Origin of the sequence: Alcaligenes nematophilus (assembly GCF_026344155.1) — a bacterium.
GTDB lineage: Bacteria > Pseudomonadota > Gammaproteobacteria > Burkholderiales > Burkholderiaceae_B > Alcaligenes > Alcaligenes phenolicus.
In genome coordinates this window covers 79,243-106,013 of the sequence record NZ_JAPKMZ010000008.1, presented here as the reverse complement: position 1 = coordinate 106,013, position 26,771 = coordinate 79,243, and the positions used below count along the sequence as shown (strand labels likewise).

The window sequence follows — 26,771 nt, the reverse complement described above, 5'->3', positions numbered from 1 at the left end:
GGCGAAACCGTTTCGCCGCTCTACTCAACATTGGGAGTTACCATGTCTGTTATCAATACGAACTCGCTTTCCCTCGTTGCCCAAGGCAATCTGAGCAAATCGCAAGGCGCACTGGGTCAAGCCATTGAGCGTCTGTCCTCCGGCCTGCGCATCAACAGCGCTAAAGACGACGCCGCCGGTCAGGCTATTGCCAACCGTTTCACCTCCAACGTGAACGGTCTGACACAAGCTTCCCGCAACGCCAACGACGGTATCTCTATCGCTCAGACAACCGAAGGTTCGCTGAACGAAATCAACAACAACTTGCAGCGCATCCGTACTCTGAGCGTGCAAGCTACCACCGGCACCAACTCCGAAACCGACTTGGCTTCGATCCAGGCTGAAATCAACCAGCGTCTGGCCGAAATCAACCGCGTTTCCGAGCAAACTCAGTTCAACGGCGTGAAAGTTCTGGCCAAAGACCAGTCCCTGGCCATTCAAGTTGGTGCTAACGACGGCGAAACCATCTCGGTTAACCTGAAGCAAATCGACTCCGGCACCTTGGATCTGGAAGGTCTGGACGTGTCCAGCCTGGCCAAGAAATTCGACGCTACTTCGTTCGAACTGGCTGCTGCTACTGGTACTGGCACCGCTGCCGTTCCTGCTCAAATGGGCGACTCCAAAACTGCCGTGACCGTTACTGGCGGCGGCTCCTTGATGACCATCAAGGGCACTGCTGGCACCGCTGGTGGTACCGGTGCTGTTGCTGACGCTCACTACATCGTGAAAGACGGCAAAGCCTACTCTGCTACCGTTACCGGTGATGCAACGGCCAACACCGTTACCGCTGCGGCTGGCGCTGAAGTTACCGACGAAGCCACTCTGGCCAAAGTCACCCCACTGGCAGCCATCGACAAGGCTATCCAGGACGTGGACAACCTGCGTTCCGACCTGGGTGCGGTGCAAAACCGTTTCGAGTCCACCATCGCCAACCTGAACAACACGGTTACCAACCTGTCCGCTTCGCGTTCGCGTATTGAAGACGCCGACTACGCAGTCGAAGTCTCCAACATGACTCGTGCTCAGATCCTGCAACAGGCTGGCACCTCGGTTCTGGCTCAAGCCAACCAGGTTCCACAAACTGTTCTGTCGCTGCTGCGCTAAGCCGCTCGATAGTCTAGCCTTGGCTAGTCCTGCTTGATCAAGCAGGTATTACGCTCCTTTATCCACGGATAAGGGAGCGTTTTTTTTTGATGTAATGAGCCTTTTTATCCCGCAGGAACTCAGCCCCATGACGCGCCCCAAGCAGCACCGCTCCGCAAGCGGTATTTCTCCCCAGACGGCACAAACCATCCTGAATCTGCTTGATCGCAATCAATGGGACCAGGTCGAGCCCCTGCTGATCAAACTGCGCCAAAAACACGGTGACGATTTTCGCTTGCTGGTCTGGCATGGCGATGCGCTGCGAGGCCTGGAGCGTTTCCCAGAAGCAATTGGGCTTTATCGCCAGGCACTGGCGCTGGAGCCACAGAACAATGAAAGCCTGACATTGAGCCTGGCCATGTGTTTGCGCAAAGAGGGCCAACTGGATGAGGCCTTGCACTTGTCCAGTCAGGTTCTTCAGGTGCGCCCCAACTACGCAGGCGCCTGGGCTTTGCAAGGGGATATCTATAAAGATAAGGAGCTGCTGGCACAGGCCCGCGATGCCTATCTGGAAGCGCTCAAGCACGCCGTCGCTCCCTTGGATGCGCTGCTCTATGTCAAGCTGGCCCCTTTCACTCAACTGGCGCCCGAACCGGGCATTCTGCAAGCCCTGGAAGCGTTTACGAACGATGCAGAGCAGCCCATTAATGACCGTGCCAATGTACTGGCCACCCTGGGCAAGATCTGGCTGGATGCGCAAGAGACCGACAAGGCATTCGAGTATTATCAAAAAGCGAATAATCTCATAAAAGGGGCATTTGCCAGCCCTCACAAAAGCTTGATCCCTCAAGTTAACGGGCTGCGAGTGAACTTTACGGCGGAGCTGTTCAACGCTCTGTCCCCGTTTGGCGTGCAGTCCGCCCCACAGATTTTCATCACGGGCTTTTCTCGCTCAGGAAAAAGCCTGGTCGAATCCCTGTTCCGCAGTGCCGCCAAGGTGCGCCTGACAGGCGAGAGCCTGCAACTGGACCAATATAGACAAAACGTCCTGGCCCGCTTTCAAAACAATCTTGAAAACTATCTGACCGCTCAGACTCCCAGTTCTATTCAGCACGATGCGCACACCTACCTGAGCAGCTTGGGAAATGAAGAAGAAGTCAGCATCTCAACCCTGCCTTCAGACTTGTGGAACCTGGGTTTTATCGGCCTGTGGTTACCCAAAGCCCCTATTGTTTTTTGTGTACGCGGCCTGCTGGATCTGGGTGCCACGGTGTACTGCCAGCAATACAAATCCTTCGAGGGCAACCACTACAGCTACGACCTGCCGACCTTGGGCGAACATATCGCACTTTACGAGCACATGATGGCGCATTGGGCACAGGTCCTGCCCAACCCCGTCTTTCTGGTTGATTATGAAGCCCTGGTCCGTGATCCCCAGACTGTCATGGACAATCTGTTTGAGCAGCTGGGCCTGGAGCGCCAGCAGTCCTATACAGATGCCGTTGCAGCCAACGCCAGCATGGCTGCCGAGATTGGCCCGATCAGCTCCTTTGACGTTGCCATGCCCATGACCGACCGCTTCATCGGCTTTGGCGAGCGCTTCCGCGAACAATTGGCACCTATGGTTCAGCGCTATCAGTCCACCTGTCAGGAACTGGCCCAGGAGCAGCAGGCCAACATGGCCGACTTGCCCGCCCAACTGAAGGTCCGCAACACCAAGCCCGACAACAGCCCGGCAGAAGCCGACTTCAGCTGGCAGCTGTCACAGGTGATCACCGTAGCGGACAACACCTCGTATCTGCTGCGTCAACAAAAAGCGCAGGACCTGGTCGAGTCTGGTGCCTGCACCTTGCTCAGCTTCGATCCCTCCGGCGAACTTGCCCCATTGGCGCAAGCACTGAGCAAGCCATCCCTGCATTACATTTCCCAGGCGCTGCTGGGAGATGGTCAGCCCGGCACCTTGCATTTGGCGCTGGACGCGGCCTATAACAGCACCCTGCCTCCTGTCGCCAAGCAACAAGGCCCGGCCTATCTGGCCCAAAAAACCATGGCGCTGGCTCAGTTGCCCGTCACCACCTATGCGCTGGACGCCATTGAGGGATTGGACTGGCTGGACTATCTGATCCTGGACGGCGTCTACGACCATGCCAAGATCCTGGAACATGGCACTGAGCGCCTGGCCAATGCCTTGCTGATCCAGGTCAGCGTCGCCCTGGTCACAACACAAGAGGGACAAACGGATCTGGCCGCCTTGCTGCAATGGGCCGAGCAACATGGTTTCCGTCTTTTGCGTCTGATCGATGAGCAGTTCGAACAACACATGCCCGCACGCCAGGATCTGGCTGTGCAACCTGCCGGCAACCAACTGCGCCGAGCCTCTGCCTTGCTGGTCCCCAGCTATCAACGCCAGGCCCAGTTGAGCCCCACACAAATCCTCAAGCAGGCTTTCCTGCTGGATACGGTGCACGACATCCATGATTTCAGTTACGAGCTACTGCTGCAAATCGACCCGACACTAGCCGAAGGCTACCTGAAAGCCCGAGGCTACTTTGAGCTCAAACGTAATGGGCCGGATCTGCGCGAAATTCAGCATATCCGTCAAATGCTGCACACTAGCGACTTGCCTGTCCCCCGCCATCAGACACGCAAGTGGATCGAGCAATATCCAGCCGACCCACTCGTTCAGAGTCTGTACGCCGAATGCCTGTCCTGGTCAGGGCATCATCGTTCAGCCATTGTGACGATTCAGGAAGCCATCTCCAAAGCTCCAGACGAACTGATCCTGCGCCAAACCTATATAGACATCATGAATCGCGCCGGCATGTGGTGGGAGGCCACAGACCTCGCCCGCGCGCTGTATGCTCGCTACCCGGATCAACAAGACGTTCAGGCTCAGTGGTGGGACACACTGGCTGCACAGGTCAAGCCCGACACGGAAGAACTGAACGAGGCCCTGTCCCGCAGCCAGTCTGCCAAGCCACACATGACAACAGCGGAGCAGATACAGCACCATGCCACCCGTGGCCGCTTGCTCGCGCACAGCCAGCAATGGGAGCAGGCTTGGCTAGAGCACGAACAAGCCTTGCTTCTGGCGCAGAACAGCCAGGGTCCCGAACTGGCCCGCCCCTTGATTGCCAAGGCCGATAGCCTGTACGAAGCAGGCCAGATCAATGAAAGCTGCGAGCACCTGTGGCAAGCCTGCGCGACCTACCGCTATTCGCCCTACACCGTCCACGCCTACCGCAAGCTCAATGCGCGCCTGCCCGAAAGCACGCAGGCAGATCTGCAGAGCATTGCCGCCCTGCACCAGAAAATCGAGCAAATCTGGGCAGGTTACAAACAAGATAATCTGCAGTACGCCTTCGGCGACTTCGGCCTGCCCTATCAAGGCTTTGAGCCGCTGAAACTGGCAGGTTCACGACCGGCCATGCAGCGACTTGAAACCTACGGCCTGCAAGAACTGCTGCCCGCCAATGCCAGCGCCCTGGATATTGGCTGCAACCATGGCTTCTTGCTGATGGGCCTGGCTCCACATCTATCCCATGGCTTGGGGTTTGATATCAGCCAAAGCTGCATTGACGTTGGCAAGGCGGTGGCAGAACATTTGGGGCACAAGCACATTGAACTGAGCAGCCAGCCCTTTGATGACTTCAAATCCAAACAGCGCTTTGACCTGGTCATTGCCTGCGCGGTGCATCACTGGATTGGCGTGCCTTTGTCAGAATTCGGCACCAAGCTGTTCAACTTCTGCAAACCCGGCGGCCTGGTCCTGCTGGAAAGTCAGGGCACACGCGAGACCACTCGTACGGAAGTGGATTTCGAGGCCAAAGCCACCACCATGGCCAGTGCCGGATTCACCGTCATTCGCAAAGGCAGCCTGTGCGATGACGGCATTAACTACCGGGAGTTCTGGATTTTGCAGCGCAAGAAGTAAGCAGCATCCTCTGCAGCAAAAAAGCCAGCCCTAGGGCTGGCTTTTTACTTCCTAAAGAATACTCCACAAACATAGGCCGAGTGAACTCAGCCCAGAGAAGATAAACCGCGAGCTCAAAAAGCTACAAAAGAACCTGAAATTCCGCGCTATCGGAAATGGCATCCCATTGGTCTTTGGCAAGACTGGCGCGGATACGGGCCACGGCCTGGCTACGCAGTTGGGATACGCGCCCTTCTGTCACACCCAGCACCAGAGCAATTTCTTTCTGATTCAAATCTTGCTCAAACTGCAAGGCGAACAGCAATTTCTCACGTTCAGGCAGTTGGTCGATGGCGGTAATCAAGGCTTGCCGAAGCCCCTGGGAAGTCAGCAGGTTCAGGGGATTATCGAAGTACGCCTGCTCGCGCGTGCTGTCTTCCAGAAACTCCAGCGCATCAGCGGAAGGATCGGCATGACGTTTCAGGTCTTCGTAATGAATCACCTGCACGCCGACCGCCTCATCCAGCAGTTCGTAGTAATCGTCCATGCTCATGGACAAGGCTTCAGCGATTTCCGGCTCGGTGGGCTCGCGCAGCAGTTCCTGACGCAAGGTACTGACGGCCACTTCGATCTGGCGCGCTTTGCTGCGCACACTACGCGGCAGCCAGTCCTGGCTGCGCAACTCATCCAGCATGGCGCCACGAATTCGGGTGACCGCGTAGGTGTCAAACTGAGCCTCGGCCACCACCTGGTAACGACGCACGGCGTCCAGCAGGCCCATCATGCCCGCCTGCATCAGATCATCCAGTTCAACGCTGGGAGGCAGGCGCGACACAAGCTGGAGCGCTTGGCGGCGCACCAATGGGGCGTACTGCTCAACCAGGACGTCTTCTGAACGAGGCATGGACAGGCAAGAATCCGGACAATAAAGATTGAGCTATTTTGCCTGCCCGCCCTGCCCGACAGTCCCCAAATCAAACAGTCTTTCGCCATCTTATTCAGGCTTTAAACGGGTCTGACGCGGCCAAAAACCAAAATATCTCCTAAAGATACAGGCGCAGGTGCCGTAATTGGATCGTTACAGGTGCCAAGCCCCCCATTGAGCAGGCCTGCCACCAAGCCCCTTCTGGAGTGATGTCATGATCAACTCAGTTTCATCTCAAACGACGGCCTTGGTGCCCCTAGCCTCCCCAGTGGAGCAAAATCCCGGCACCCCTACGCCTTCGGCGGCCACCACGGTGACCCCCATCAAGGAAAGCAGTACCGATACCCAGTTGCAGCAACGCTGGCCCGACAAACGCGAACCCGTGCCCGGCATGGTCAACACGCTGGACGACACCCTGGACCAGATCAACAACTCCTTGCAGGCCTGGTCCACCGGCATTCGCTTCAATATGGACGACGAGGCCCAGCGTCTGGTGGTCTCGATTGTGGACAACTCGACCGGCGAGGTTCTGCGCACCGTCCCATCTGACGCGGTGATCCAGATTGCCAAGATGATCGTGCAATTGCAGGGCAACGCGGTCAGCGTAAAGGTTTAAAAACCAAACTGGCATCGAAACTTCCCATTGACATGGGCTTTGCGCGCGACACATTCGCGACAAAATAGGACACTACAGGAGTATTTGATATGGCTATTTCTTCAATTGGCGTGGGCTCAGGTCTGAAGCTGGACGAGCTGCTGGAAGATTTGCGCAAGACGGAAAAGAAGAGTCTTGCTGTCATCCAGAACCGCCAGGTGGCCAATACCAACAAGATCTCGGCCTACGGTCAGCTCAAAAGCAGTCTGGCAGAGCTGCAAACCGCCGCCAAGGCCCTGAACTCGGAAGACTCGTTTGGCGCGGTCAAAGTCACCGCCAATAGCGAAAACATCAAGGTGACCGGCAATTCCAAAGCAGCGCCCGGTCAGTACGTGATCAAGGTTGATAATCTGGCTACCCGCCAGACCTTGACGGCGGCCTCTCAAAGCTCCCGTGATGAGGCCATGGGCGAAGGCGGGGAAATTACCGTTCGCCTGGCCAATGGCACAGAACACGTCCTGAACATGAAGGGCAAGGACACGTCCTTGCAAGGCGTGATGAACGCGATCAATGCCGACACTGAGTTGGGCATGAAAGCGACCATTATCAACACTGGCGATCCGGACGAGCCATACCGCCTGCAACTGTCAGCCGGTGCAACGGGTGAAGCAGCGTCGATCAGCTCCATCAGCGTCAGTGGCAATGATGAACTGGCCGAGGTGCTTACCTTTGATGCTGCCGACCCGGCTGCCAGCGGCTTTGAGCAAACCAAGGCCCTCAACGCCAAGTTGACAGTGAACGGCATTGCCATCACAAGCCAGAGCAACACCCTCAAAGACACTATTGAGGGCCTGGAGATCACGCTGAACAAGGCTGGCGGTGACCCGGTCAATGTAGAAGTTGCCAAAGACGACAGCGTGGCCGCCAAGGCAATCAAGGACTATGTCGAGGCGTACAACAAGTTCAACAAGTCGATTCGTTCCTTGACAGCCTATAACGTCGAGCTGAAAAAAGGAGCCGCCCTGACAGGCGACTCCATGGCACGTGAGGCTCAAAATGCCATGCGTGACGCCACTCTGGGGCACGTTCCCAGCGAAGGCGAGATCCGCTCCATGGTAGGTCTGGGCATCAATATCGATCCCAAGACAGGTGATCTGCAGCTGGACGAGAAAAAGCTGAACGAAGTCTTGAAGACCAATATGGTCGACGTCAAGAACATGTTTGTGGGCGAACACAGCGTTGCCGGTCGCGTTGAGGCCGCAGCAGAGGAATTTATCAAGAAGGGTGGCCGTATTGATAATGCCCAGGAAGGCGCAGAGAAAGTCGGCAAAAAACTGCAAGATCAGTTCGAAGCCGCTGACCAGCGCATCGAGAACAAGATGGAAGCCTATCGCAAGCAGTTCGTCCAACTGGACGTCATGATCAACCGCATGCAAGGCACCAGCAATTACCTAAGCCAGCAACTGTCCATGCTGGGCAATATGAACAGCAATAAATAAACCCCTATGAGCTATCCTGCCCCTTCCCGTCGCTTTGGCCAACAATCGGTTCGCGCCTACGCTCAAGTAGGTCTGGAAACCGAGGTCCTGAGCGCGAGTCCCGAACATCTGATTACCCTGTTATTTAACGGTGCTCGCACCGCCATGCTGCAAGCGCGCTTGCATATGGAACAGGGCAATATTGCCGGGCGGGGGCTGTCTTTATCGAAGGCTATTGATATTGTCGATAGCGGCCTGAAAATGGCGGTCGATACCGAAAAGGGCGGAGAGCTGGCCCGCAATCTGGTCGCTACCTATGACCTGATTTTGCACAATCTGATGCTGGCCAACCTTCGCAATGACGCGGAAAAGCTGACGCTGGCCGAGCGTTTGCTGACCGATATTGCCGATGCCTGGCGCAGCAATGTTGATACCCAACGTGCCAAGCAGCCAGCTTGACTCCGGGGCTCGCGGGACAGGTTCTGTTCCTGACCTGCACCTCCAACCTCCTTTGCGCCTTTAGCGCCTGGTACGAACATGAGCGATACCTCTAACCCGATCGTCGATCAATATCAAATTATCGCCAGCATCACCCGTCACATGCTGGAGCTTGCCCAAACGGCTCGCTGGGAGGATGTGTTTGAACAATCCGAACACTATCAACTCGCCGTGGAAAAGCTCAAGAACATGGAAGACCTGTCTATTACTGAAAAACAGGCACGCCGTCAGTTGCTGACCCAAATTCTGGAAGACGACGCCCAGATCCGCCATCTGGCCACCCCCGAACTGGGGCGTCTGGGTGCACTGCTAGGCAATATGAAGCGCCAGCAAACCGTGTTGCAAGCGTATTACAGCCCTAGCGTTCATCCATGAGCATAGGCGGCCCCTCCCCCTTGGGGACGCTGCTTATTCAACGGCTCGATGCCGTTCTGGGTATCAGCACTGGACAGCAAAGCAATATCGCCACGGGCGCCCGACCGGACGCCATCAGCCAGACACCGGGCAGCCAACGCCCCGAGCGCGCCGAAAACCAAACGGCTCGTGATCAACGCCAAAGCGTAGATCAAGCCCGCGCCCACACCCAGGGTCGCGATAGCCGGAATATCCGCACACAAAGCGGTCAAACCTCGACCGACCCGGCTCTGAATGCACGTGGCCCCAATAGGGCCACCACGAGCTCGGCCCCCACAACCCTGGGGCGCACTGCCCAATTGATCCTGTCCTTGCTGGAGCGCTTTCCGGATCGTGCCCCTGCTATCCAGGGACGACAGGCCTTGTTACCTGGCCGCCCCACGATGCAGGCAGACGGCAAGGAACCCACGCGCCCCGGCAGTGATACCCAGACGGCGGGACGCGCAAACACAGCACAGAGCACCGCCAGCACAATCGCCACCGTGGCTCAGCAGCGGCTGCCCTTGCCCGGTAGCACAGCAACAAGCGGTGCAAACGCGGGCTCTGCCAGTGCAATGACAACAGGCAGCAGTGCTGTGGGAACAGGCACTGCCGCAGGCACGCCCAGCACGGGCACTACGACCACCGGCGCCGCAACCCCAAGCCCCCTGCCTACAGGCAGCACGGCTGCTCTGGTCCAGCATTTCAGCCAGGCTTTGCCCCAGGCCTTGCAACAAAGCGGGCTATTCTACGAGTCTCATCTTAGTGATCTGCACTTTGGGCAACGCAGCGTTGGCGAATTACAGCAAGAGCCGCAAAACCTGAATCGCCCCGCGGCCGAAACACATACCAGCACAAGCCAGAATCCTCAGGCCCAGGCCGGCACCCAGGACCCGGCCAATAGCCTGCTGGTGCGTCAGCAACTGGATACGCTGGCCCATCAGAACCTGCAATGGCAAGGTCAGGCCTGGCCGGATGCCGACATGAGCTGGAGCGTGCAACGTCACCAGGCCCAGTCAGAGGACGAAACCGAACATTGGTCCAGTACCCTGCAACTGGACCTGCCCACGTTGGGGCCGATCACCCTACGGCTCAACCTCCTGAACCAGCAATTGCTGGTCCATATTCAGGCCGATCAATCCGCCCCTTATCTGGACGAGAACAGCCTGCCCTTGCGCGAACGTCTGCAAGACCAGGGCCTGATCCTGAGCCAATTGCAGATTGAAGCCGACCCGACCCTGCCGCAGGACCTGCCCGATGAGTCATGATTCCCCCTCCCATCGCCCGCAGGCCCTGGCCTTGCGCTACGAGCCCAAAGACGGGGCCCCGCGTGTCGTTGCCAAAGGCTACGGCACCTTGGCCGAAAAAATTGTCGAGACCGCCCGCGAGCACGGTCTGTACGTACACGAGTCCCCCGAACTGGTCGGCCTGCTGATGCAGGTGGATCTGGACCGTCATATCCCCCCTCAGCTCTATCAAGCCGTGGCTGAATTGCTGGCCTGGCTCTACGCCCTGGAACAAGGCCATCCCCAGGCCACACAAGCCTTGCAGGCTTTGCACGACGCCCCAAAAACTTGAGCCTGCTATTTATAAGGGCTGAAAAGCCCCTGTTTTTGGGCTTAGATACCCTGCTTAGCCTCGCGTTCTAAACGTTACATTAAGCACGGCAAGCTGCCCGCACCTGTGCGCGTGGCCCATCCTGACTTTCTGGCAAGCGAATATGTCGATTTCCAATCTCTCCAGCATTGAAAACCTTTTGGCCCAGATGCGCGCAGTTGCGCAAGCGGCCGGGGCTTCCAGTTCTGTGTCCTCCTCGGCCAGCAGCGCCGCTCCCGGTGGTTTTGCCGCCGAGCTGGCCCGCTCTTTGAACCGGGTTTCCCAGGCGCAGAACGAGGCCAATGCCCAGGCTCAGGCCTTTGAAATGGGCGAGCCCGGAATTTCCTTGAACGACGTGATGATTGACCTGCAAAAAGCCAGCGTTGGCTTTCAGGCCACCGTCCAGGTACGCAACCGCCTAGTGGCCGCCTACCAAGAAATTGCCAGTATGCCGGTATAAGCGCCTGATTCTTTCATGCCCGCCGCCCTTTCCTTAATGCTGCCTGAGCACGTCCTGATTTGAACTCCCCTGATTCCATGCAGAACCCTGCCTCTGCCTCACCCATGAGTCAGACAGCACAGTTGCTGAACAAACTTCCTGGCTACGACACACTGCGCGCCTTGCCCAAGGTAGCGCTGATCGGGCTGGGTGCCGCACTGATTGCTCTGATTGTCGCCCTCTTGCTGTGGAGCCGCGGCCCTACCTACCAGGTACTGTTCTCCAATCTGGACGACCGCGATGGCGGTGCGATTGTCTCGGCCCTGGGCCAGATGAACGTGCCCTACCAGTTCAACAGCAACGGTACCGCCATTCTGGTGCCGCAAGATCGTGTGCATGATGTGCGCATGCAAATGGCCTCGCAAGGCTTGCCGCGCAGTGGCAATGCCGGTTTCGAGCTGCTGGATCAAAGTCGCTTTGGCGCCAGCCAGTTCACCGAGCAAGTCACCTATCAGCGCGCCCTGGAGGGCGAGCTGGCCAATTCCATCAAGGCCGTGCATGCCGTCAAGGAAGCGCGCGTTCACCTGGCCATGCCGCGTGAAACCTTGTTTGTACGTGACCGCCAGTCTCCGACCGCTTCGGTAGTGCTGTCGCTGTATCCGGGCCGCGACCTGAGCGAAGGCCAGGTTTCCGCCATCAGCTGGCTGATCTCCTCCAGCGTGCCCAATCTGCATGCCGACAAGGTGTCCATCATTGACCAGAATGGCCGCTTGCTGACCGCGCCCACTGGCGAGATGGGCGCTGATAATCAGCAGCGCAATTTTGTAAACGATATTGAATACCGAGCCGTCCAGCGCATCCTGACCTTGCTGAACCCCTTGGTCGGTGCTGGCAACGTCCGCGCCCAGGTGACGGCCGAGGTGGACTTCTCGCGCCGCGAGCAGACGTCCGAGGTCTACAAGCCCAATCAGCAACCCGGTCAGGCCGCGGTACGCAGCCAGCAGACCAGTTCTTCCTTGCAGCGCAACCCGCAGCAGCCCCAGGGCGTGCCCGGTGCCTTGAGCAATCAGGCTCCCAACAATGCCACCGCCAATCTGGTGAACCCGCCTGCTGCACCGAATCAGCCCCAAGCCCCGGCTGCTCCGGCAACTGAGCCGGCCAATGCCGCCGCACAAACCGCCAACGCTGCGAACGCTGCAGCGGCCGGTACAGACCCTTCACTGGTGTCCCTGGCCGAACAGGCCCGCTTGCTGCAAAACACCGGCAATGCGCGTAACGACTCCACCGTGAACTACGAAGTGGATCGCACCATCAGCCACGTCAAAGGTCCTTTGGGTCAGCTAAGCCGCCTGTCGGTAGCCGTGGTGGTGAACTATCGCAATACGGACAAGGACCAACAGCCGCTGGAGCAGGAAGAACTGGACAAGATCCGCGATCTGGTCAAACAAGCCGTGGGTTACTCGGCTGATCGAGGCGATAGCCTGAGCGTGGTGAACGGACAGTTCAACGAGCAAGGCGATATTGATACCCCCTTCTGGAAAAATCCGGAGTACCGCGAGCTCGCTATGGAACTGGTCAAGTATCTGGTCTTTGCATTCATTCTGTTCATGGCATGGCGCATCGTCATCAACCCCATCATCCAGGGCCTGATCCAGGCCAAGGCGGTGGCTGACGCCCGCGTCGAGCGCCAGAAAGAAGAATCTGCTCGCGAACAGGCTGCTGAACAACGTGCCGCCGAAATGAGCCGCTACGAAGAGAATCTGAACACCGCCCGCACGATGGCTCACGATGACCCACGTGCCGTGGCTATGGTGTTGCGCTCCTGGTTGAACAAAGATGAAAAAAATGAAAACGGCTAAACCGGACGATTCCATCGAACGCAGTGCGATTTTGATGATGTCCTTGGGGGAAGATGCCGCCGCCGAGGTGTTTCGCCACCTCTCGCCTCGTGAGGTGCAGCAGCTCAGTACCGCCATGGCGTCCCTGAAGCAACTGACCCGTGCCGATATGGACGAGGCTCTGGAGAGCTTTCGCCAGGAGGCCGACCAGTTCATGGCGGTGGCACTGGACTCGAACGCCTACATCCGCTCCGTACTGAACAAGGCGCTGGGCTCGGACCGAGCCGCTGGCCTGATCGAAGACTTGCTGGAAAACAGCGAAGGCTCCAGCAGCGGTATTGATGCCCTGAACTGGCTGGATGCCTCCAGCGTGGCCGAGCTGATTGCCGACGAACACCCCCAAATTATTGCCACCATTCTGGTGCATCTGGAGCGTGATCGCGCCGCCGACATTCTGGGCTACATTCCGGATCGTTTGCGCGATGATGTGGTCCTGCGTATTGCTACTTTTGGTGGCGTGCAGCCCACGGCCCTGAACGAGCTGACCGAAGTGTTGAACGGCATGCTATCGGGCCAGGGTGCCAAACGCAGCAAGATGGGTGGTCCACGCACGGCAGCCGAGATGCTGAACTACATGAACGCCAGCCTGGAAGAGTCCGTCCTGACCAGTCTGCGCGGCATGGACGCCGACCTGACCCAGCGCATCGTGGACGAGATGTTCGTGTTCGAGAACCTGGCCGATGTGGAAGACATTGCCATTCAGCTGCTGCTCAAGGAAATCGAGACCTCTGCATTGACGATTGCCCTGAAAGGCGCGCCCGAAGAGTTGCGCGACAAGTTCTTCCGCAATATGTCCAACCGTGCTGCCGAAATGCTGCGCGAAGACATCGACGCCCAAGGCCCGATCCGCATGTCCAAGGTGGAACAGGAACAGAAAGCCATTGTGCAGGTGGCCCGTCGCCTGGCCGAAGCCGGTCAGATTACGCTGGGTGGCCTGAGTGGGGACGAATATGTCTAAGACGGCCTCGTTTGGGCAGCTCCTGCCCGTCCAAGCCGTTATTCGCTTGTGCCCAGGCACGAACCGCCTGCGCAGGAGCCTGTAAATGTCCAGCCACCGTAAAGCCTCGGCCTACTCGGAGCTTCAGGAAAGCTGGAGCCGCTGGCAAATGCAGGGGCTGGATGATCCTGTCGTCGCCCCGGAACCGGAAGAGCCCGAGTTCGTCCCTCCTACCCCGGAAGAACTGCAGCGCGATCTGGAAAACCAGCGCAGCCAGGCGCAGGAAGAAGGCCATACCCAGGGCTATCAGGCCGGTTACAACCAAGGCCACGCTGCTGGTCTGGCAGCAGGCCAGGAAAGTGGTCATGCCCAGGGCTATGAAGCCGGAATGGCGGCTGGAATGGCCAAGGCACAAGAACAGATTGACCAGTACATCAAGGAATTTGTCGCCTTGAACCAGAACTGCGCCCAGTCCATTGAACTGATGGATCAGGAAATGGGCCAATCCCTGATTCAGCTGGCGACACGTATTGCCGAGCATGTATTGCAAAGCACCATCAAGGCCGAACCCAGCCGCATCCGCGATCTGGTTGCCGAAGTACTGCGTAGTGATCCAGGCGATACCAGCGCCCTGGAACTGAGCTTGCACCCGGACGACATCAGCCTGGTGCGTGAGTTTCTGATTGAACAAGGCGAGCCCCGCGCCTGGCGTCTGCAAGAAGACCCCCAGCTGCAACGCGGTGAATGTCGTGTGCGCTCCAGTTACGGCGATATTGACGCCACCTTTGCCACTCGCTGGAAACGCGCCCTGGCCAGCCTGGGCTTGCCCGTCTCTTCGGAGCCCTGATGGCAACGCCCCTTTTGGCCTCCTCCCCCGAACGCTGGCGCGCCCAGATGCTGTCGGCACAGCAACGGGTCCAGGCCATTGAGCCCTGCTTGCGCAGTGGCCGCGTTGTCCGCGCCACGGGTTTGGTGCTGGAAGCTACAGGCTTGAAGCTGGCTGTAGGAGCCGCTTGCAAAGTGGAGCTGTCTGCCGCGCAAAACATCTGGGCCGAAGCCGAGGTTGTAGGTTTTGAAGGCAGATCCTTGTATTTGATGCCCTTGAGCGAAATTTCCGGCCTGCCTCCCGGTGCACGTGTTGTACCGGTTGAAGCTCAATTGCAGCCGCCGGTTCCGCTGCCCGACTCCGATCAACCGGACAGCCTGCCCGCCCAGGCGCGTTCGCGCCATGTTCCGGTCGGCCCCGGCCTGCTGGGTCGCGTGGTCGATGGCAGCGGCAATCCGCTGGACGGTTTGGGCCCGATCGACGCGCAAGCGTGCGTCTCGCTCAGCCACACCACACCCAACCCACTGAAGCGCAGTCCCATCGACACGGTTCTGGACGTAGGAGTACGTGCCATCAACGGTTTGCTGACCGTAGGCCGTGGTCAGCGCATGGGTTTGTTTGCCGGTTCCGGTGTGGGTAAAAGTGTGCTGCTGGGCATGATGGCCCGCTACACCCAGGCCGACATCATTGTCGTAGGCCTGATCGGTGAACGGGGCCGAGAAGTTAAAGAATTTATTGAGCACAACCTGGGCGAAGAGGGCCTGCAACGCTCGGTTGTTGTCGCTGCTCCGGCTGACGTCTCGCCCTTGCTGCGCCTACAAGGCGCGGTGTACGCCACTCGACTGGCCGAGTTTTTCCGCGATGAAGGCAAGAACGTCTTGCTGATCATGGATTCGCTGACGCGTTATGCCATGGCTCAGCGCGAAATCGCCTTGGCAATTGGCGAGCCGCCCGCCACCAAGGGCTACCCTCCTTCCGTTTTTGCCAAGCTGCCGGCCCTGGTGGAGCGCGCCGGCAATGGCGAACCCAATGCACAAGGCCGTTGCGGCTCGATCACCGCGTTCTACACCGTGCTGACCGAGGGCGACGACCAGCAAGACCCGATTGCCGACTCGGCCCGAGCGATTCTGGACGGCCACATTGTGCTGTCGCGCAGTCTGGCGGAAACCGGCCATTACCCGGCCATTGATATCGAAGCGTCCATCTCGCGGGTCATGCCCAGCATTGTGGAGCCAGAACAGATCAAGATGGTGCACCGCTTCAAGGGCCTGCTCTCCAGCTATCAACGCAACCGCGACCTGATTGCCGTGGGCGCCTATACCCGTGGCAATGATCCTGCCATTGATCAGGCCATTGATCGTTTCCCCTGGCTGGAGGCCTATTTGCGCCAGGGCATGCAGCAACGTGTGGACGTGCCACGCGCCTTCGATGAATTGAACGCCGTTCTCAATAGCGAGCAATAGCCATGAAAGCCAACGCCTCTTTACATACGCTGGTCGATCTCAGTCAGAACAATGTGGACGACGCGGCCCGCCATCTGCAGGAGCTGCGAACAGAACGCGATGCGGCCCAGTCGCAGCTGGAAATGTTGCAGACCTATCGCCAGGACTACGCCCAGCGCCTGCTGGATGTGGGCCAAACTGGGGTAACCATGGCGAACTACCACAATTTCCGGCGCTTTATCGTGACATTGGACCAGGCCATTTCCCAGCAAAATAGTGTCATCCAAGCGCTGGAAGAGAAAATGGAACAGGGACGCCAGGTCTGGTATGGCCATCAGCAGCGCCTGAAAGCGTATGAAACCTTGATCGACCGCCGTCTCCAGACCCAGCAAATCCAGCAACAAAGAATGGAACAACGTAACAGCGATGAAATCGCTGCTCGTCTCTTTACCCGTAGCCAGACCGCCTATTAAACAAGCGCCGCCATGACTTCGCCCACTCTTTCGGTTTTACCTGCGGCCCCTGCCGCACCCTCGGCCCCCGTTACCAACACGGCCGGGCCTGCGGCTGCGCATGCGCCCAAAGACGAAGGCTTTGCCCAGCATCTGCAAACCCAACAACAGCAGGTGCAACACAAAGGGGCTGGCAAGACACCGGCAGCCGCCAAGCAGGACAGCACCAAAACCCAGGTTCCCGCCGATAGCCCCAAGCTGGCTGACGCCGTGGCCGAACAGGCTGGTGCCAGCGAGCTGGACCCCTTGATCAAAGACCCGGCCCTGCTGATTGCCGATCAGAGCGATCTGGAACTTGACACGGATGCCCCGGCCGATAGCGGCCTGCCTGCCATGGCCTTGTCGATTCTTTCGCAAGTACAGGCCATCAAGAGCAGCAAGGTCGACCCCAAAAGTGCCCAAACCGATAGCAAACTGCCACTGAGCGCTCTCAACACACGCCAGAATCTGGCCGCCGAGCCAAGTAGCCGTCAAGCTCAGACCGCGCCATTGACCGCTGTTGAAGCAGAAGCCGAGCTTGATCTGAGCGCCGAACTGGTCTTGCCTAAAGCCGTTGAAACCAGCAATCCGCTGGCTGCCACCACTGCTCGCAAACCAGCGGTGAACACAGCACAAGTACTGAACAACAACCCGCCAGGCACTGGCATCGCCGCTAATGTGCCCTCATCCCAGACACGTTTGATGGATGAAGCGTCGGCTTCCTTGGCTAGCTTTGGCCGACAAATTGCTGACGATGCCCGTGCCGGCGTGAATCTGAACCTGCCCGCTCTGGATGCTTCCCTGCTAGCGCAACTTAGCGCCGCACCCAGCGCAGTCCAGGCCAACAGCCCGGCCGCCTTGCCCAGCCCCCTGACGCTGGCCATTGCCACGCCGGTCCAGTCCCCCGAATGGGGGGCGGCCATGGGTCGTCAAATGATTACCTTGGCCCAACAGGCTCAAGGCGGCGTTCAAAGCGCCGACATTCGTCTGGACCCACCCGAACTGGGCCCCTTGCGCATTACCTTGCAAATGCAGGATGGGATGGCCCACGCCATGATCACCTCGCCCCATGCTCAAGTCCGCCACGCCCTGGAACAATCCTTGCAGCAGCTGCAACAGCAGTTTGCAGAAAACGGGCTGACCTTGGGACAGGCTGACGTAGGCGACCAGCACGCCTCGCACCAGGCCTTTCACGAGCAACTGGCCGCCAGGGGCAATCAAGGCGATCAACCCGCCTTCAGCCTGAACGGCGTGGCTTCCGCCGACGAAAGCAGCCCCTTGGTGAACAGCAGCGCCACACGCTCGCTGAACCCCGACGCGCTGGTTGATACCTTCGCCTGATTCACAGTCCCACAGACAGCCCGGCAAAAAGCATGATTAAGCTCGAAAAGCAGCGTCTATTCGCCGGGCCTGTCCTGTCTGACCTCCGGCACAATAGCTCAGGCATGCAGTCAGGCTCAGGCCCGACATGCGTTTGTCTGTTTGTAATACGCTAGAAAATACATCGCTCACATCACATGGCCCGAAAAGCACCCACCAAACTTGCACGCCTGATGAAAACCGGTCTGCTGGTTCTGTTTATTATCGCCGCTAGCGTGGGCGCAACGCTGTACTACTCCCTGCAACAAAGCAGCACGCCTGCCTGGTTGGCCTGGGCGGAAAAAGGCCAATCAGTTGAAGCGGCCCCTGCCCCGGACGAACCGCCGGTGGTCAAGGTCAATGCCAAACCTATTTTTGCGCCGCTGGACCCCTTTACCGTCACCCTGAACGAGAATGGCCGCTCGCGCATCTTGTACGTAGGCATCACCTTGCGTGTCCAGGACGATGGTTCGCGCTCCATGCTGGTGGAGTACATGCCCATGGTGCGTGATCGCGTGCTCAAGATTCTGGCTGAACAGCGCCCCACCTACATCCAGACCTCCGAAGGGCGTCAAGCCCTGGTTGCACAGCTGAGCGCCGGCCTGAAAGAGCCCTACGCGCCCAACACCGCTGTACCGAACATCAATGATGTCCTGTTCACCGCCTTTGTCATCCAATAAATGTCGTATCAGAGCTTCCTATCCCAAGACGAAGTCGATGCACTGCTGGCCGGTGTTACCGGCGAAGGCGCTGACACCAAGCCCTTGAACGAAAACCTGACTGGCGTACGGGCCTATGACCTGACCTCGCCAGACCGGGTAGTGCGTCACCGCATGCAGACCCTGGAGCTGATCAACGAGCGCTTTGCCCGTCGTTTGCGCTCGACCATGCTCAGCTTCATGCGCCGCAACGCAGACATCACCGTCGGTTCCATTCGTATTCAGAAGTACTCGGACTTCGAGCGCAACCTGCCCGTGCCCAGCAACCTGAACATGGTTGCCTTAAAGCCCTTGCGGGGCGTGTCGCTGTTTACCTTCGACCCGAACCTGGTCTTCCTGATTATCGACAGCCTGTTTGGTGGCCATGGCCGCTACAACACCCGCGTCGAAGGCCGGGATTTCACCACGACCGAGCAGCGCATCATCCAGCGTTTGCTGACCCTGACGCTGGAGAGCTACTGCGGTGCCTGGGAGTCCATCTACCCGCTGGAAGCGGAGTACATGCGCTCGGAGATGCATACCAAGTTTGCCAGCATCAGCAGCAGCAATGACATCGTGGTGGTGACCTCTTTCAATATTGAATTTGGTGCCCAGGGCGGCAATCTGAATATCTGCCTGCCCTACTCCATGATCGAGCCGCTGCGCGATCTGCTGACCCGCCCCTTGCAGGACAAAGGCACCAACGATATTGACCAGCGCTGGACCCAGCAATTGTCACGACAAGTGCGCAGCGCCGAAGTTGAACTGATTGCCAACTTCGTCAATATAGACATGACCATTGCCGAGCTGACCCAGTTAAAGGCCAATGATGTCTTGCCGATTGAAATCCCCACTCTTATTGAAGCCCACGTGGATGGCGTGCCGGTTCTGGAATGCCGCTACGGCACCTCCGGTGGCCGCTACTCCTTGCGGGTAGAAAACATCTTGGCCACCAACGACAGCGATTTGACTAAAGGTAAGTCCCTATGAGCGACCCTCACAACCCTAACGACCGGTCTGCGCCCGAGGACGACTGGGCAGCCGCGATGGCTGAGCAACAGGCTGGCAGCCAAAGCAGCACCCAAGCCCAAGGACTGGAACAGCCCCTGGAGGATGACTGGGCCTCGGCACTGGCCGAGCAAAGCGCAGCCGCGCCTGTGCACGAACCCAGCCCGGCCAGCAATCTGTTCCCGCCCATGGAGCACGCCGAGGCGAACGCCACCACCGATATCGACATGATTATGGACATCCCGGTCCAGCTGTCGGTGGAGCTGGGTCGCACACGTCTGACCATCAAGAACATTCTGCAACTGGGCCAGGGCTCCGTGGTGGAGCTGGACGGTCTGGCGGGCGAACCGCTGGATATTTACGTGAACGGCTACCTGATCGCCCAAGGCGAAGTGGTCGTGGTGGACGATAAATACGGTATTCGCGTCACCGACATCGTGACTCCATCGGATCGTATCCAACGCCTGAACGGCCGCCGCTAGAACATGGAACAAGCCCAGCTCGTCAGAATCATGCTCAGCCTGCTGCTGGTTGTAGGCCTGATTCTGGCGGCAGCCTGGGTTGCCCGCCGAGGCGGGCTGCTGAAAAATAAAAACCAGCAACGCATCAAGATTCTGGACAATCAACGCCTGGGGCCGCGCAGCAGCGTGGCCTTGGTCCAGATTGATGACCGCGAAATTCTGATAGGCATCACCCCTCAGCAGATCAGCCTGCTGCACACCACAACGCCCGCTGGCTCCGAGCCGGACTTCCAGGCCCATCTGGACCAGCACCGTGCGCCCCGCTGACCGCATCATGACCGCACTCCTCTCTCCCACCCAGCGCATCGGCCTGATGCTGCTTCTGGCCCTGATCAGCCTGCTCCTGCCTTCCGAGGCCTGGGCCCAGGCTGTTCCGGCCATTACCAGCACAGCAGGCCCGAACGGCTCGCAAACCTGGTCACTCAGCATCCAGACGCTGGCCATGCTGACCATGATGTCCTTCCTGCCTGCGGCCTTGCTGATGATGACCGGCTTTACCCGCGTCATCATTGTGCTGGGTCTGCTGCGCAATGCAATGGGAACAGGTACGGCGCCGCCCAACACCGTGCTGGTGGGCCTGGCCCTGTTTCTGACTTTCTTTGTGATGTCACCGGTGTTTGATCAGGTGTATCAGGACGCCTACAAGCCCTTGTCAGAAAACAAGATCAGCTTTGAAACCGCGCTGGAGCAAGGTGCCCAGCCCCTGAAAACCTTCATGCTGCACCAGACCCGCGAAGCGGACTTGAAGCTGTTTGGCGATATGGCGGGCGTGGCAGAACTGGAATCCCCGGAAGATGTCCCCTTGCGCGTACTGGTGCCGGCTTTTGTAACCAGCGAGCTGAAAACCGCCTTCCAGATCGGCTTTACGATTTTTATCCCCTTTCTGATCATTGACCTGGTGATTGCCAGCGTCCTGATGTCCCTGGGGATGATGATGGTCCCACCCGTGACCATCTCGCTGCCCTTCAAGCTCATGCTGTTTGTGCTGGCCGATGGCTGGCATCTGCTGCTGGGTTCCCTGGCCCGCAGCTTCTACCAATAAAGGACTGTGATGACTCCCGAAACCGTCATGTCCATGACCTACACCGCCTTGAAACTGGCCCTGTCCATGGCCGGTCCCATGTTGATCGTGGTGCTGGTGGTGGGTCTGGGCATCAGTATTTTCCAGGCAGCCACCCAGATCAACGAGATGACGCTGTCTTTCATCCCCAAGCTGTTGGCCATGGGCATTACGGTGGTGCTGCTGGGCCCCTGGTTGATCAACAATATGGTCGACTACATGCAGGGCCTGTTGCGTGGCATTCCCGGGCTGGTCAACTAAGACTGACCAGCGCGACAAGGAGCCTTCCGTGAGTACGCAAATCCGTGACGGGCAAAGTGCCATGCCTTGCCCACTGAACAGGCCCTAGGCGTGCCGTGCTCGACCTGAACTCCGCCCAGCTCTATGCCTGGCTCAACGCCTTTCTGTGGCCCTTCATCCGTATTCTGGCCACCCTGGCTACCGTTCCCTTTTTTAGCGAATCCGCCATCCCCAAGCGGGCCAAAATAGGCCTGGGCTTTATCCTGACCCTGATTGTCGCGCCCTCGCTACCGCCTCTACCCGATCTGCCCACAGCCTCTTACGAGGCCCTGCTGATTGCCGCGCAGCAAGTGTTCATCGGTGTCGCGCTGGGTTTGACCATGCGCATCGTGTTTGCAGCGGTACAGACAGCGGGCGAGTTTATCGGCCTGCAAATGGGCCTGTCTTTTGCCTCATTCTTTGACCCCGCTACCGGCGCGAATACGGCCGTGCTGTCGCGGCTGTTGAACGTGATTGCGGTGCTGACCTTTCTGGCCCTGAACGGCCACCTGCTCTTGCTGGGTGTGCTGGTGCGCACCTTCCATGTGCTGCCCATCGGCGCGGACCTGAACATCAATGGCTGGGGTGCCTTGCTCGATTGGAGCAGCGAATTGTGGGTGTCAGGCATGTTGCTGGCCCTGCCACTGATTATTGTGCTGCTGACCATTAACCTGGCTTTCGGGATCTTGAACCGTACCGCCCAGCAATTGACGATTTTTGCTGTGGGTTTCCCAATTACGCTGACAATCGGCCTGACCTTGCTGACCGTGGTCATTCCTCAGACTACGCCCTTCCTGACCCAGCTATTCAACTCCGGCTACGAAGCCATGATGCGGGTCGCGCTGGGGCTGGCAGGCTCTTAAAACGCGTGCGCCTGCCGCTGCTTGTGCGATTGCATCAAGCGCCGAGCCTGGCCTATGGTCAGGATGCCTTTTTGCTTGGCGCGCCCAATCAGTAATTGCATCAACTGTGCACTGACCAGGGCATCTCCCAAGGCATCATGGCGGTCACTTACCGGCAGGCCACAATATTTCAGGCAATCGTCCAGGCCCATACGACGACCACGCCAGTCGGGCAATACACACGCAGCCAGTTCAGCCAAATCCAGAGCCAAAGGCCGGGCCTGCTCCAGGCCCGCCTTCGGCCAGGCACGGTCCAGAAACGCCAGATCAAAGTCGGCATCCCAGGCGACCCATACCGTGTTTTCGGAATAGCGGGCAAAGTCCCGCATCAGCTGGGGTAGTGGCTCGCCTTCTTCCTGTTGTTGCGGGCTGATCTCATGAATCAATAAGCTATCAGGGCTGCGCTCGCCCTGAGTGCGAACCAGACCGGACCAGATATTGCCCAAGGCAATCGAACCGTTTTCCAGGCGGACCGCACCCATCTGAACGATATGGTGGCGCTTGGGCTCCAGACCACTGGTTTCCAGATCCAGCACCGTAAAGGCCGCTTCGTCCAAAGCCAGTTCGTCCACCCCACTCCAGGACAAGGACGGACTGCGTGCGGCAAAAGAAGATTTACGCCAAGGTAGCCAGGAAAGCAGTTTCATAAGCGATACCGGAAAGCCAGAATACGTTGGGCACGGCGCACTTGCGACAAGGCTTCACGCAAGACACGTGCATCCAGTGCACCTAAAGTACTCAAACGCACCAGATTGTTGGGCTCCTGCCCCTGCTGCAACTGGGTTTGGTGATGTTGCAAGCGCAGCAATTGCAAATAGCGGTAGGCCTCGCACAGGCCCTCCGACTCCTCGTCTGTGAAGACACCGCGCTGAGTCAGCACGGCCAGCCTGTCCATGGACGAGGCCAGTTCGCAACCATGCGCCAGGGCCAGCACCCGCAGCACATCCACCATCGGTGCCAAGGCCTGTTTCTTGATGTCCAGCTTGTCATCGCCCTGCCCCATCAGCGCTTCCAGACGACTGCGCTTTTTACCGCTGGGAATACGGGTCTGACAGGTACTTTGAGCCAGCATGCGCTGGAACACAGGGTTATCGTTCACCATGCCCAGTACCCGGCGCTGCATGCGTTGCAGCATACTGCTCTGGCCCCAGATGGCGCGGCAGTCAAAGTAAATCGTGGACTCCAGCAATTGCTCGGGCGCAGGCCGTTCAATCATGATCTGGAAACGATGCAGCCATTCGGCTTCAGACAGGCAGAGGTCAGGATTGCTGGCCATGATATTGCCAGTGCACCAGGCCATCCCGCAACGGTCCAGGGCCTCGTTCACCCGACGCGCAAAAGGCAGGAGCAAGGCGCGATGGGCTTGGGCCTGTTCGGGCGAATGGGCGGCAAACAAAATGCCGTTGTCCTGATCGGTATGACGGGTTTGCTCGCCACGGGCCTGACTACCAAAAGCCAGCCAGCAGAACTCGATGCCATCCAGCCCGGAGCCGGGCAAGCTTAATTCAATCGTGCGCTGAACCGTGTGATCATTCAAACGCGTAATCACCGCAGTCAGCTGTTCAGAACGCGCACCGTGAGCCAGCATGGCATCCACCAGCCGACCAATATCGGACTGCAGACGTACCAGCACGGACACGTCCTGGGCACAGCGCAAGGCACGCGACAAATGCACCAGATCCACGCGCTGCAAGGAGAACACATCACGCTCGGACACCATGCCCACGACTTTATGGTCTTGAACCAGGCAGATATGGCCGATCTGATGCTCTACCATCAGCAAAGCCGCATCAAAGGCCGAGGATTGGGGAGCCAGCCAGACCGGGTCCGGTGTCATGACTTGAGACATGGCCTGGGTCGGATCGTATTGACCACCAGCTACCAAACGGCGCAAGTCTCGCAAGGTGAAGATGCCCAACAAATGCTGGTCCGGATTGACCACCACCATGCTGCTGACCTGACGCTCGTGCATATCCTTGACCGCCTGCTCGACCGGACAATCCGGCAAACAGCTGAGCAAACCGCGTTCTGTCAGGGCTTGCAGACTCATGTCCAGCGTGTAGCTGGCACCCAGGTCGGCGCTGGCACTTTTCTGGGCACTGCGCCAGACCGAGGCCAGCAGGCTGCTGGCACCACGCAAGCAGTAATCCCGAAAAGGCTCGCTGATGGTCAGCAGATGGGCAACGGCTTCACCAGCCACGCACAAGGTAAAGCAGTCTTCCTGCACCAGGTAATCACTGTCCAGAGCCTGACCCGAGACCAGTTCACGCACGGGCAGAAGATCCCCTTCCACATACTCGTGAGTTTCACCGTGTTCCTGGCTGGAGATCTGACCTTGGCGAACAAGGTAGAGCTGGTCAACACGTGCGCCTTCTTCCAACAGCACCTGTCCGGCTGAAAAAAACCGTAGCTCGCTATGCTCGATCAGGTAATCGCAATGCTGCGCCTGCATCTGATCGAAAGGCGGGTAAGCAATCAACCAGGCCAAGATGCCGGGCGCCTTTTGGCGCACCGCCGTCTTGGCCACGGATTCACCGGGAATCGCGAAGGACATGGGCGTCTCTGCTGGCTATAGGCAAAGAATTATTGTGCCATGCAGCATGGCCCTCGCGGACCCTGTTTTTCTAGGGGATTTCAACTATAGGCATGCGCCTTTTTTTCCCCTCAAAGCGCTTAACGCAAACGATCGTAGTCGCGCTCGGCCATATCGATGACATCGCCTTCCTGGACCTTGAATTGGGAGACCGCCTCGGCCAGGGTCTCGGATTGAGACTGCAAAGAGCCTGCTGCTGCAGCCGCCTCTTCCACCAGCGAGGCATTTTGCTGCACCACAGCATCCATTTGTGCCACGGCAGTATTGATCTGTTCGATACCCGCCGTTTGCTCTTGAGAGGCCGAGGAAATCTCGCTCATCAAGGTGGTCACGCTATTTACCGCGCGCACCACTTCCTGAATAATGTCGCCCGCGCTGGCCACTTGCTGTGTGCCGGTCTGGACTTCATTTTGCGAGGCTTCAATCAGGCCCTTGATTTCCTTGGCCGCTTGCGCGCTGCGCTGCGCCAGGCTGCGTACTTCGCCCGCTACCACCGCAAAGCCCTTGCCCTGCTCACCGGCACGGGCGGCTTCCACGGCGGCGTTCAAAGCCAGAATATTGGTTTGGAAAGCAATACCGTCAATCACGTTAACGATGTCTGCCACTTGGCCGGAACGCGCAGAGATCTGGTTCATGGTATTGACCACGGCACCGACCGACTCCCCACCCTGGCGAGCAACCTTGGCGGCGTTATGAGCCAGCTGGTCTGCCTGATGAGCATTGTCTGCGTTCTGGCGCACCGTGCTGGCCAATTCTTCCAGACTGGCCGCCGTTTCCTGCAAGGCGGCGGCTTGTTGTTCGGTACGGGAACTCAAGTCGGTATTGCCTGCAAAAATCTGCGAGGAACCTGAAGCAATTTCGTCCACACCTTGGCGAACGGTCAGCACAATGCCTTGCAAGCTTTGCTGCATGCGGCGCATGGCATCATACAAAACACCGACTTCATTGGCCGAACGATAGGTAATCTTCTTGGTCAGATCGCCATTGGCAATATGGTCAAAATGCACACCGGCTTCACGCAGGGGAGCCAAAGCGGTACGACCCAGCACCAGGCGCAGCGCCACAATAATGGCCAAGCCAATCAGCAAGCCCAAACCAATCGCGCTATTGGCAACGCGGGTTTGCAATTGAGCTTGTTCCAGCAGCAAATCCGTCTGATCGTTGTAGAACTTGCTCAACTCTTCAATACGGAACTGGAAAGTGGCCGCACGCAGCACACCAAAACCTTCGCTGACGAAGTAAAAAGTGCTGTAATCGCGTGTCTCCAGGGCCTGAACCATAGGCTCAATGCCATCGTCCAGATACGCCTGGTAGGAAGCCACCAAACCCATGGCCAGTCGGCGCAGCTCCGGTTCGGTAGGCATATTGGCACGGATATCCGCAAAGGCCTTGCGTACCTCATCCAGCTTCTGGTTGGCCATAATCACCAGATTGTCTGCACTTTGCAGCATATTGGCGTCGTTATCGATGCCAGCTTCCTGATAAAAGCGCGCTGCGCTCATCAAGCTAAGGCGCGCTTCCATCATATTGTTATTGAGCTGCAGAATCTGTACGGAACGATCTGCCTGACGATTGATGGTACGCAGCGCATCGCCGCTTTGCTGCAGGTAGTAAGCCGCCAGGCCGCCCACGGCCACAATCAGGACCATGAACAAGCCCATGCAGATCATCAGCATGCTGCTGATCTTCAGGCCCGAAGCGGACTTCAGACTGGGGCGAAATGATTTTGAGGAACGACGTTTAGAAGCGCGGGACGCGGACGGAAGACTGCTTTCAATACCCAGCATTTGCTAAATCC

General features: G+C 58.2%; 26 protein-coding genes. 22 read left to right on the top strand and 4 right to left on the bottom strand.

The annotated features are described in order from the left end of the window. Positions 1-42: 42 nt before the first annotated feature. Both OSH04_RS18645 and OSH04_RS18640 read left to right on the top strand, forming a co-directional pair. Entirely contained in the window at positions 43-1,143 is a 1,101-nt protein-coding gene (locus tag OSH04_RS18645; protein WP_266109042.1) for a FliC/FljB family flagellin, read from the top strand. A 127-nt stretch (positions 1,144-1,270) separates the two neighbouring features. Next, the gene (locus OSH04_RS18640; RefSeq protein ID WP_266109041.1) at positions 1,271-5,056 is read left to right on the top strand and encodes a sulfotransferase; all 3,786 of its coding nucleotides are present in this window, start codon (positions 1,271-1,273) and stop codon (positions 5,054-5,056) included. A 121-nt stretch (positions 5,057-5,177) separates the two neighbouring features. Here OSH04_RS18640 and OSH04_RS18635 read toward each other — a convergent pair whose 3' ends face one another. Further along, a complete protein-coding gene (locus tag OSH04_RS18635; RefSeq protein WP_083053875.1) occupies positions 5,178-5,939 on the bottom strand; it encodes an RNA polymerase sigma factor FliA in 762 nt (253 codons plus the stop codon). A 235-nt stretch (positions 5,940-6,174) separates the two neighbouring features. Here OSH04_RS18635 and OSH04_RS18630 point away from each other — a divergent pair, with 235 nt between their 5' ends. From OSH04_RS18630 to fliR, 20 genes are all read left to right on the top strand, one after another. After that, positions 6,175-6,576 (top strand): flagellar protein FlaG, encoded by a 402-nt coding sequence (locus tag OSH04_RS18630; protein WP_170978593.1) that lies wholly within the window; start codon positions 6,175-6,177, stop codon positions 6,574-6,576. 89 nt (positions 6,577-6,665) lie between these two features. Next, on the top strand, positions 6,666-8,054 hold the full coding sequence (gene fliD / locus OSH04_RS18625) for a flagellar filament capping protein FliD (RefSeq protein ID WP_247965757.1): 1,389 nt from the start codon (positions 6,666-6,668) through the stop codon (positions 8,052-8,054). A 6-nt stretch (positions 8,055-8,060) separates the two neighbouring features. Then, entirely contained in the window at positions 8,061-8,492 is a 432-nt protein-coding gene (gene fliS, locus OSH04_RS18620; RefSeq protein WP_266109040.1) for a flagellar export chaperone FliS, read from the top strand. 78 nt (positions 8,493-8,570) lie between these two features. Next, positions 8,571-8,906: a flagellar protein FliT gene (locus OSH04_RS18615; RefSeq protein WP_026484538.1), complete on the top strand. Its 336-nt coding sequence runs from the start codon at positions 8,571-8,573 to the stop codon at positions 8,904-8,906. Next, positions 8,903-10,192: a flagellar hook-length control protein FliK gene (locus OSH04_RS18610; protein WP_266109039.1), complete on the top strand. Its 1,290-nt coding sequence runs from the start codon at positions 8,903-8,905 to the stop codon at positions 10,190-10,192. The genes OSH04_RS18615 and OSH04_RS18610 overlap by 4 nt, the downstream gene beginning before the upstream one ends. Next, positions 10,182-10,502 carry an EscU/YscU/HrcU family type III secretion system export apparatus switch protein gene (locus OSH04_RS18605; RefSeq protein WP_035269091.1) on the top strand — a complete coding sequence of 107 codons (321 nt, stop codon included), beginning with the start codon at positions 10,182-10,184 and terminating at the stop codon, positions 10,500-10,502. Before OSH04_RS18610 ends, OSH04_RS18605 begins: the two co-directional genes overlap by 11 nt. A gap of 142 nt (positions 10,503-10,644) precedes the next feature. Next, complete coding sequence (fliE, locus tag OSH04_RS18600; RefSeq protein ID WP_009458068.1) at positions 10,645-10,980, top strand: flagellar hook-basal body complex protein FliE; 336 nt, start codon at positions 10,645-10,647, stop codon at positions 10,978-10,980. A gap of 104 nt (positions 10,981-11,084) precedes the next feature. Then, on the top strand, positions 11,085-12,818 hold the full coding sequence (gene fliF / locus OSH04_RS18595; RefSeq protein ID WP_137431355.1) for a flagellar basal-body MS-ring/collar protein FliF: 1,734 nt from the start codon (positions 11,085-11,087) through the stop codon (positions 12,816-12,818). After that, positions 12,805-13,815, top strand: coding sequence for a flagellar motor switch protein FliG (fliG, locus tag OSH04_RS18590; RefSeq protein ID WP_026484542.1), 1,011 nt, complete (start codon positions 12,805-12,807; stop codon positions 13,813-13,815). The genes fliF and fliG overlap by 14 nt, the downstream gene beginning before the upstream one ends. A gap of 85 nt (positions 13,816-13,900) precedes the next feature. Next, a complete protein-coding gene (fliH, locus tag OSH04_RS18585) occupies positions 13,901-14,641 on the top strand; it encodes a flagellar assembly protein FliH (protein WP_021446819.1) in 741 nt (246 codons plus the stop codon). Beyond that, on the top strand, positions 14,641-16,083 hold the full coding sequence (fliI, locus tag OSH04_RS18580) for a flagellar protein export ATPase FliI (protein WP_021446820.1): 1,443 nt from the start codon (positions 14,641-14,643) through the stop codon (positions 16,081-16,083). Before fliH ends, fliI begins: the two co-directional genes overlap by 1 nt. A gap of 2 nt (positions 16,084-16,085) precedes the next feature. Beyond that, a complete protein-coding gene (fliJ, locus tag OSH04_RS18575) occupies positions 16,086-16,535 on the top strand; it encodes a flagellar export protein FliJ (RefSeq protein ID WP_137431356.1) in 450 nt (149 codons plus the stop codon). A 12-nt stretch (positions 16,536-16,547) separates the two neighbouring features. Beyond that, on the top strand, positions 16,548-17,894 hold the full coding sequence (locus tag OSH04_RS18570) for a flagellar hook-length control protein FliK (protein WP_266109038.1): 1,347 nt from the start codon (positions 16,548-16,550) through the stop codon (positions 17,892-17,894). Between the two features lie 212 nt (positions 17,895-18,106). Then, a complete protein-coding gene (locus OSH04_RS18565) occupies positions 18,107-18,592 on the top strand; it encodes a flagellar basal body-associated FliL family protein (protein WP_226349333.1) in 486 nt (161 codons plus the stop codon). Further along, on the top strand, positions 18,593-19,600 hold the full coding sequence (gene fliM / locus OSH04_RS18560) for a flagellar motor switch protein FliM (RefSeq protein ID WP_009458081.1): 1,008 nt from the start codon (positions 18,593-18,595) through the stop codon (positions 19,598-19,600). It abuts the gene before it with no gap. Next, positions 19,597-20,100: a flagellar motor switch protein FliN gene (gene fliN, locus OSH04_RS18555; RefSeq protein ID WP_035269079.1), complete on the top strand. Its 504-nt coding sequence runs from the start codon at positions 19,597-19,599 to the stop codon at positions 20,098-20,100. Before fliM ends, fliN begins: the two co-directional genes overlap by 4 nt. Before the next feature lie 3 nt (positions 20,101-20,103). Then, positions 20,104-20,406, top strand: a complete 303-nt coding sequence (fliO, locus tag OSH04_RS18550) for a flagellar biosynthetic protein FliO (protein ID WP_226349335.1) — start codon at positions 20,104-20,106, stop codon at positions 20,404-20,406. A gap of 7 nt (positions 20,407-20,413) precedes the next feature. Then, positions 20,414-21,181 carry a flagellar type III secretion system pore protein FliP gene (gene fliP, locus OSH04_RS18545; protein WP_266109037.1) on the top strand — a complete coding sequence of 256 codons (768 nt, stop codon included), beginning with the start codon at positions 20,414-20,416 and terminating at the stop codon, positions 21,179-21,181. A 9-nt stretch (positions 21,182-21,190) separates the two neighbouring features. After that, complete coding sequence (gene fliQ, locus OSH04_RS18540; RefSeq protein WP_003804652.1) at positions 21,191-21,460, top strand: flagellar biosynthesis protein FliQ; 270 nt, start codon at positions 21,191-21,193, stop codon at positions 21,458-21,460. 95 nt (positions 21,461-21,555) lie between these two features. Beyond that, complete coding sequence (gene fliR / locus OSH04_RS18535) at positions 21,556-22,341, top strand: flagellar biosynthetic protein FliR (RefSeq protein WP_088452383.1); 786 nt, start codon at positions 21,556-21,558, stop codon at positions 22,339-22,341. Here fliR and OSH04_RS18530 read toward each other — a convergent pair. The 3 genes from OSH04_RS18530 to OSH04_RS18520 form a co-directional block, all read right to left on the bottom strand. Next, a complete protein-coding gene (locus tag OSH04_RS18530) occupies positions 22,338-23,027 on the bottom strand; it encodes a 3'-5' exonuclease (protein ID WP_266109036.1) in 690 nt (229 codons plus the stop codon). The genes fliR and OSH04_RS18530 overlap by 4 nt on opposite strands. Beyond that, positions 23,024-24,934: a DUF294 nucleotidyltransferase-like domain-containing protein gene (locus OSH04_RS18525; protein ID WP_137431359.1), complete on the bottom strand. Its 1,911-nt coding sequence runs from the start codon at positions 24,932-24,934 to the stop codon at positions 23,024-23,026. The genes OSH04_RS18530 and OSH04_RS18525 overlap by 4 nt, the downstream gene beginning before the upstream one ends. A gap of 119 nt (positions 24,935-25,053) precedes the next feature. After that, positions 25,054-26,760: a methyl-accepting chemotaxis protein gene (locus OSH04_RS18520; RefSeq protein WP_266109035.1), complete on the bottom strand. Its 1,707-nt coding sequence runs from the start codon at positions 26,758-26,760 to the stop codon at positions 25,054-25,056. Between the last annotated feature and the right edge of the window lie 11 nt (positions 26,761-26,771).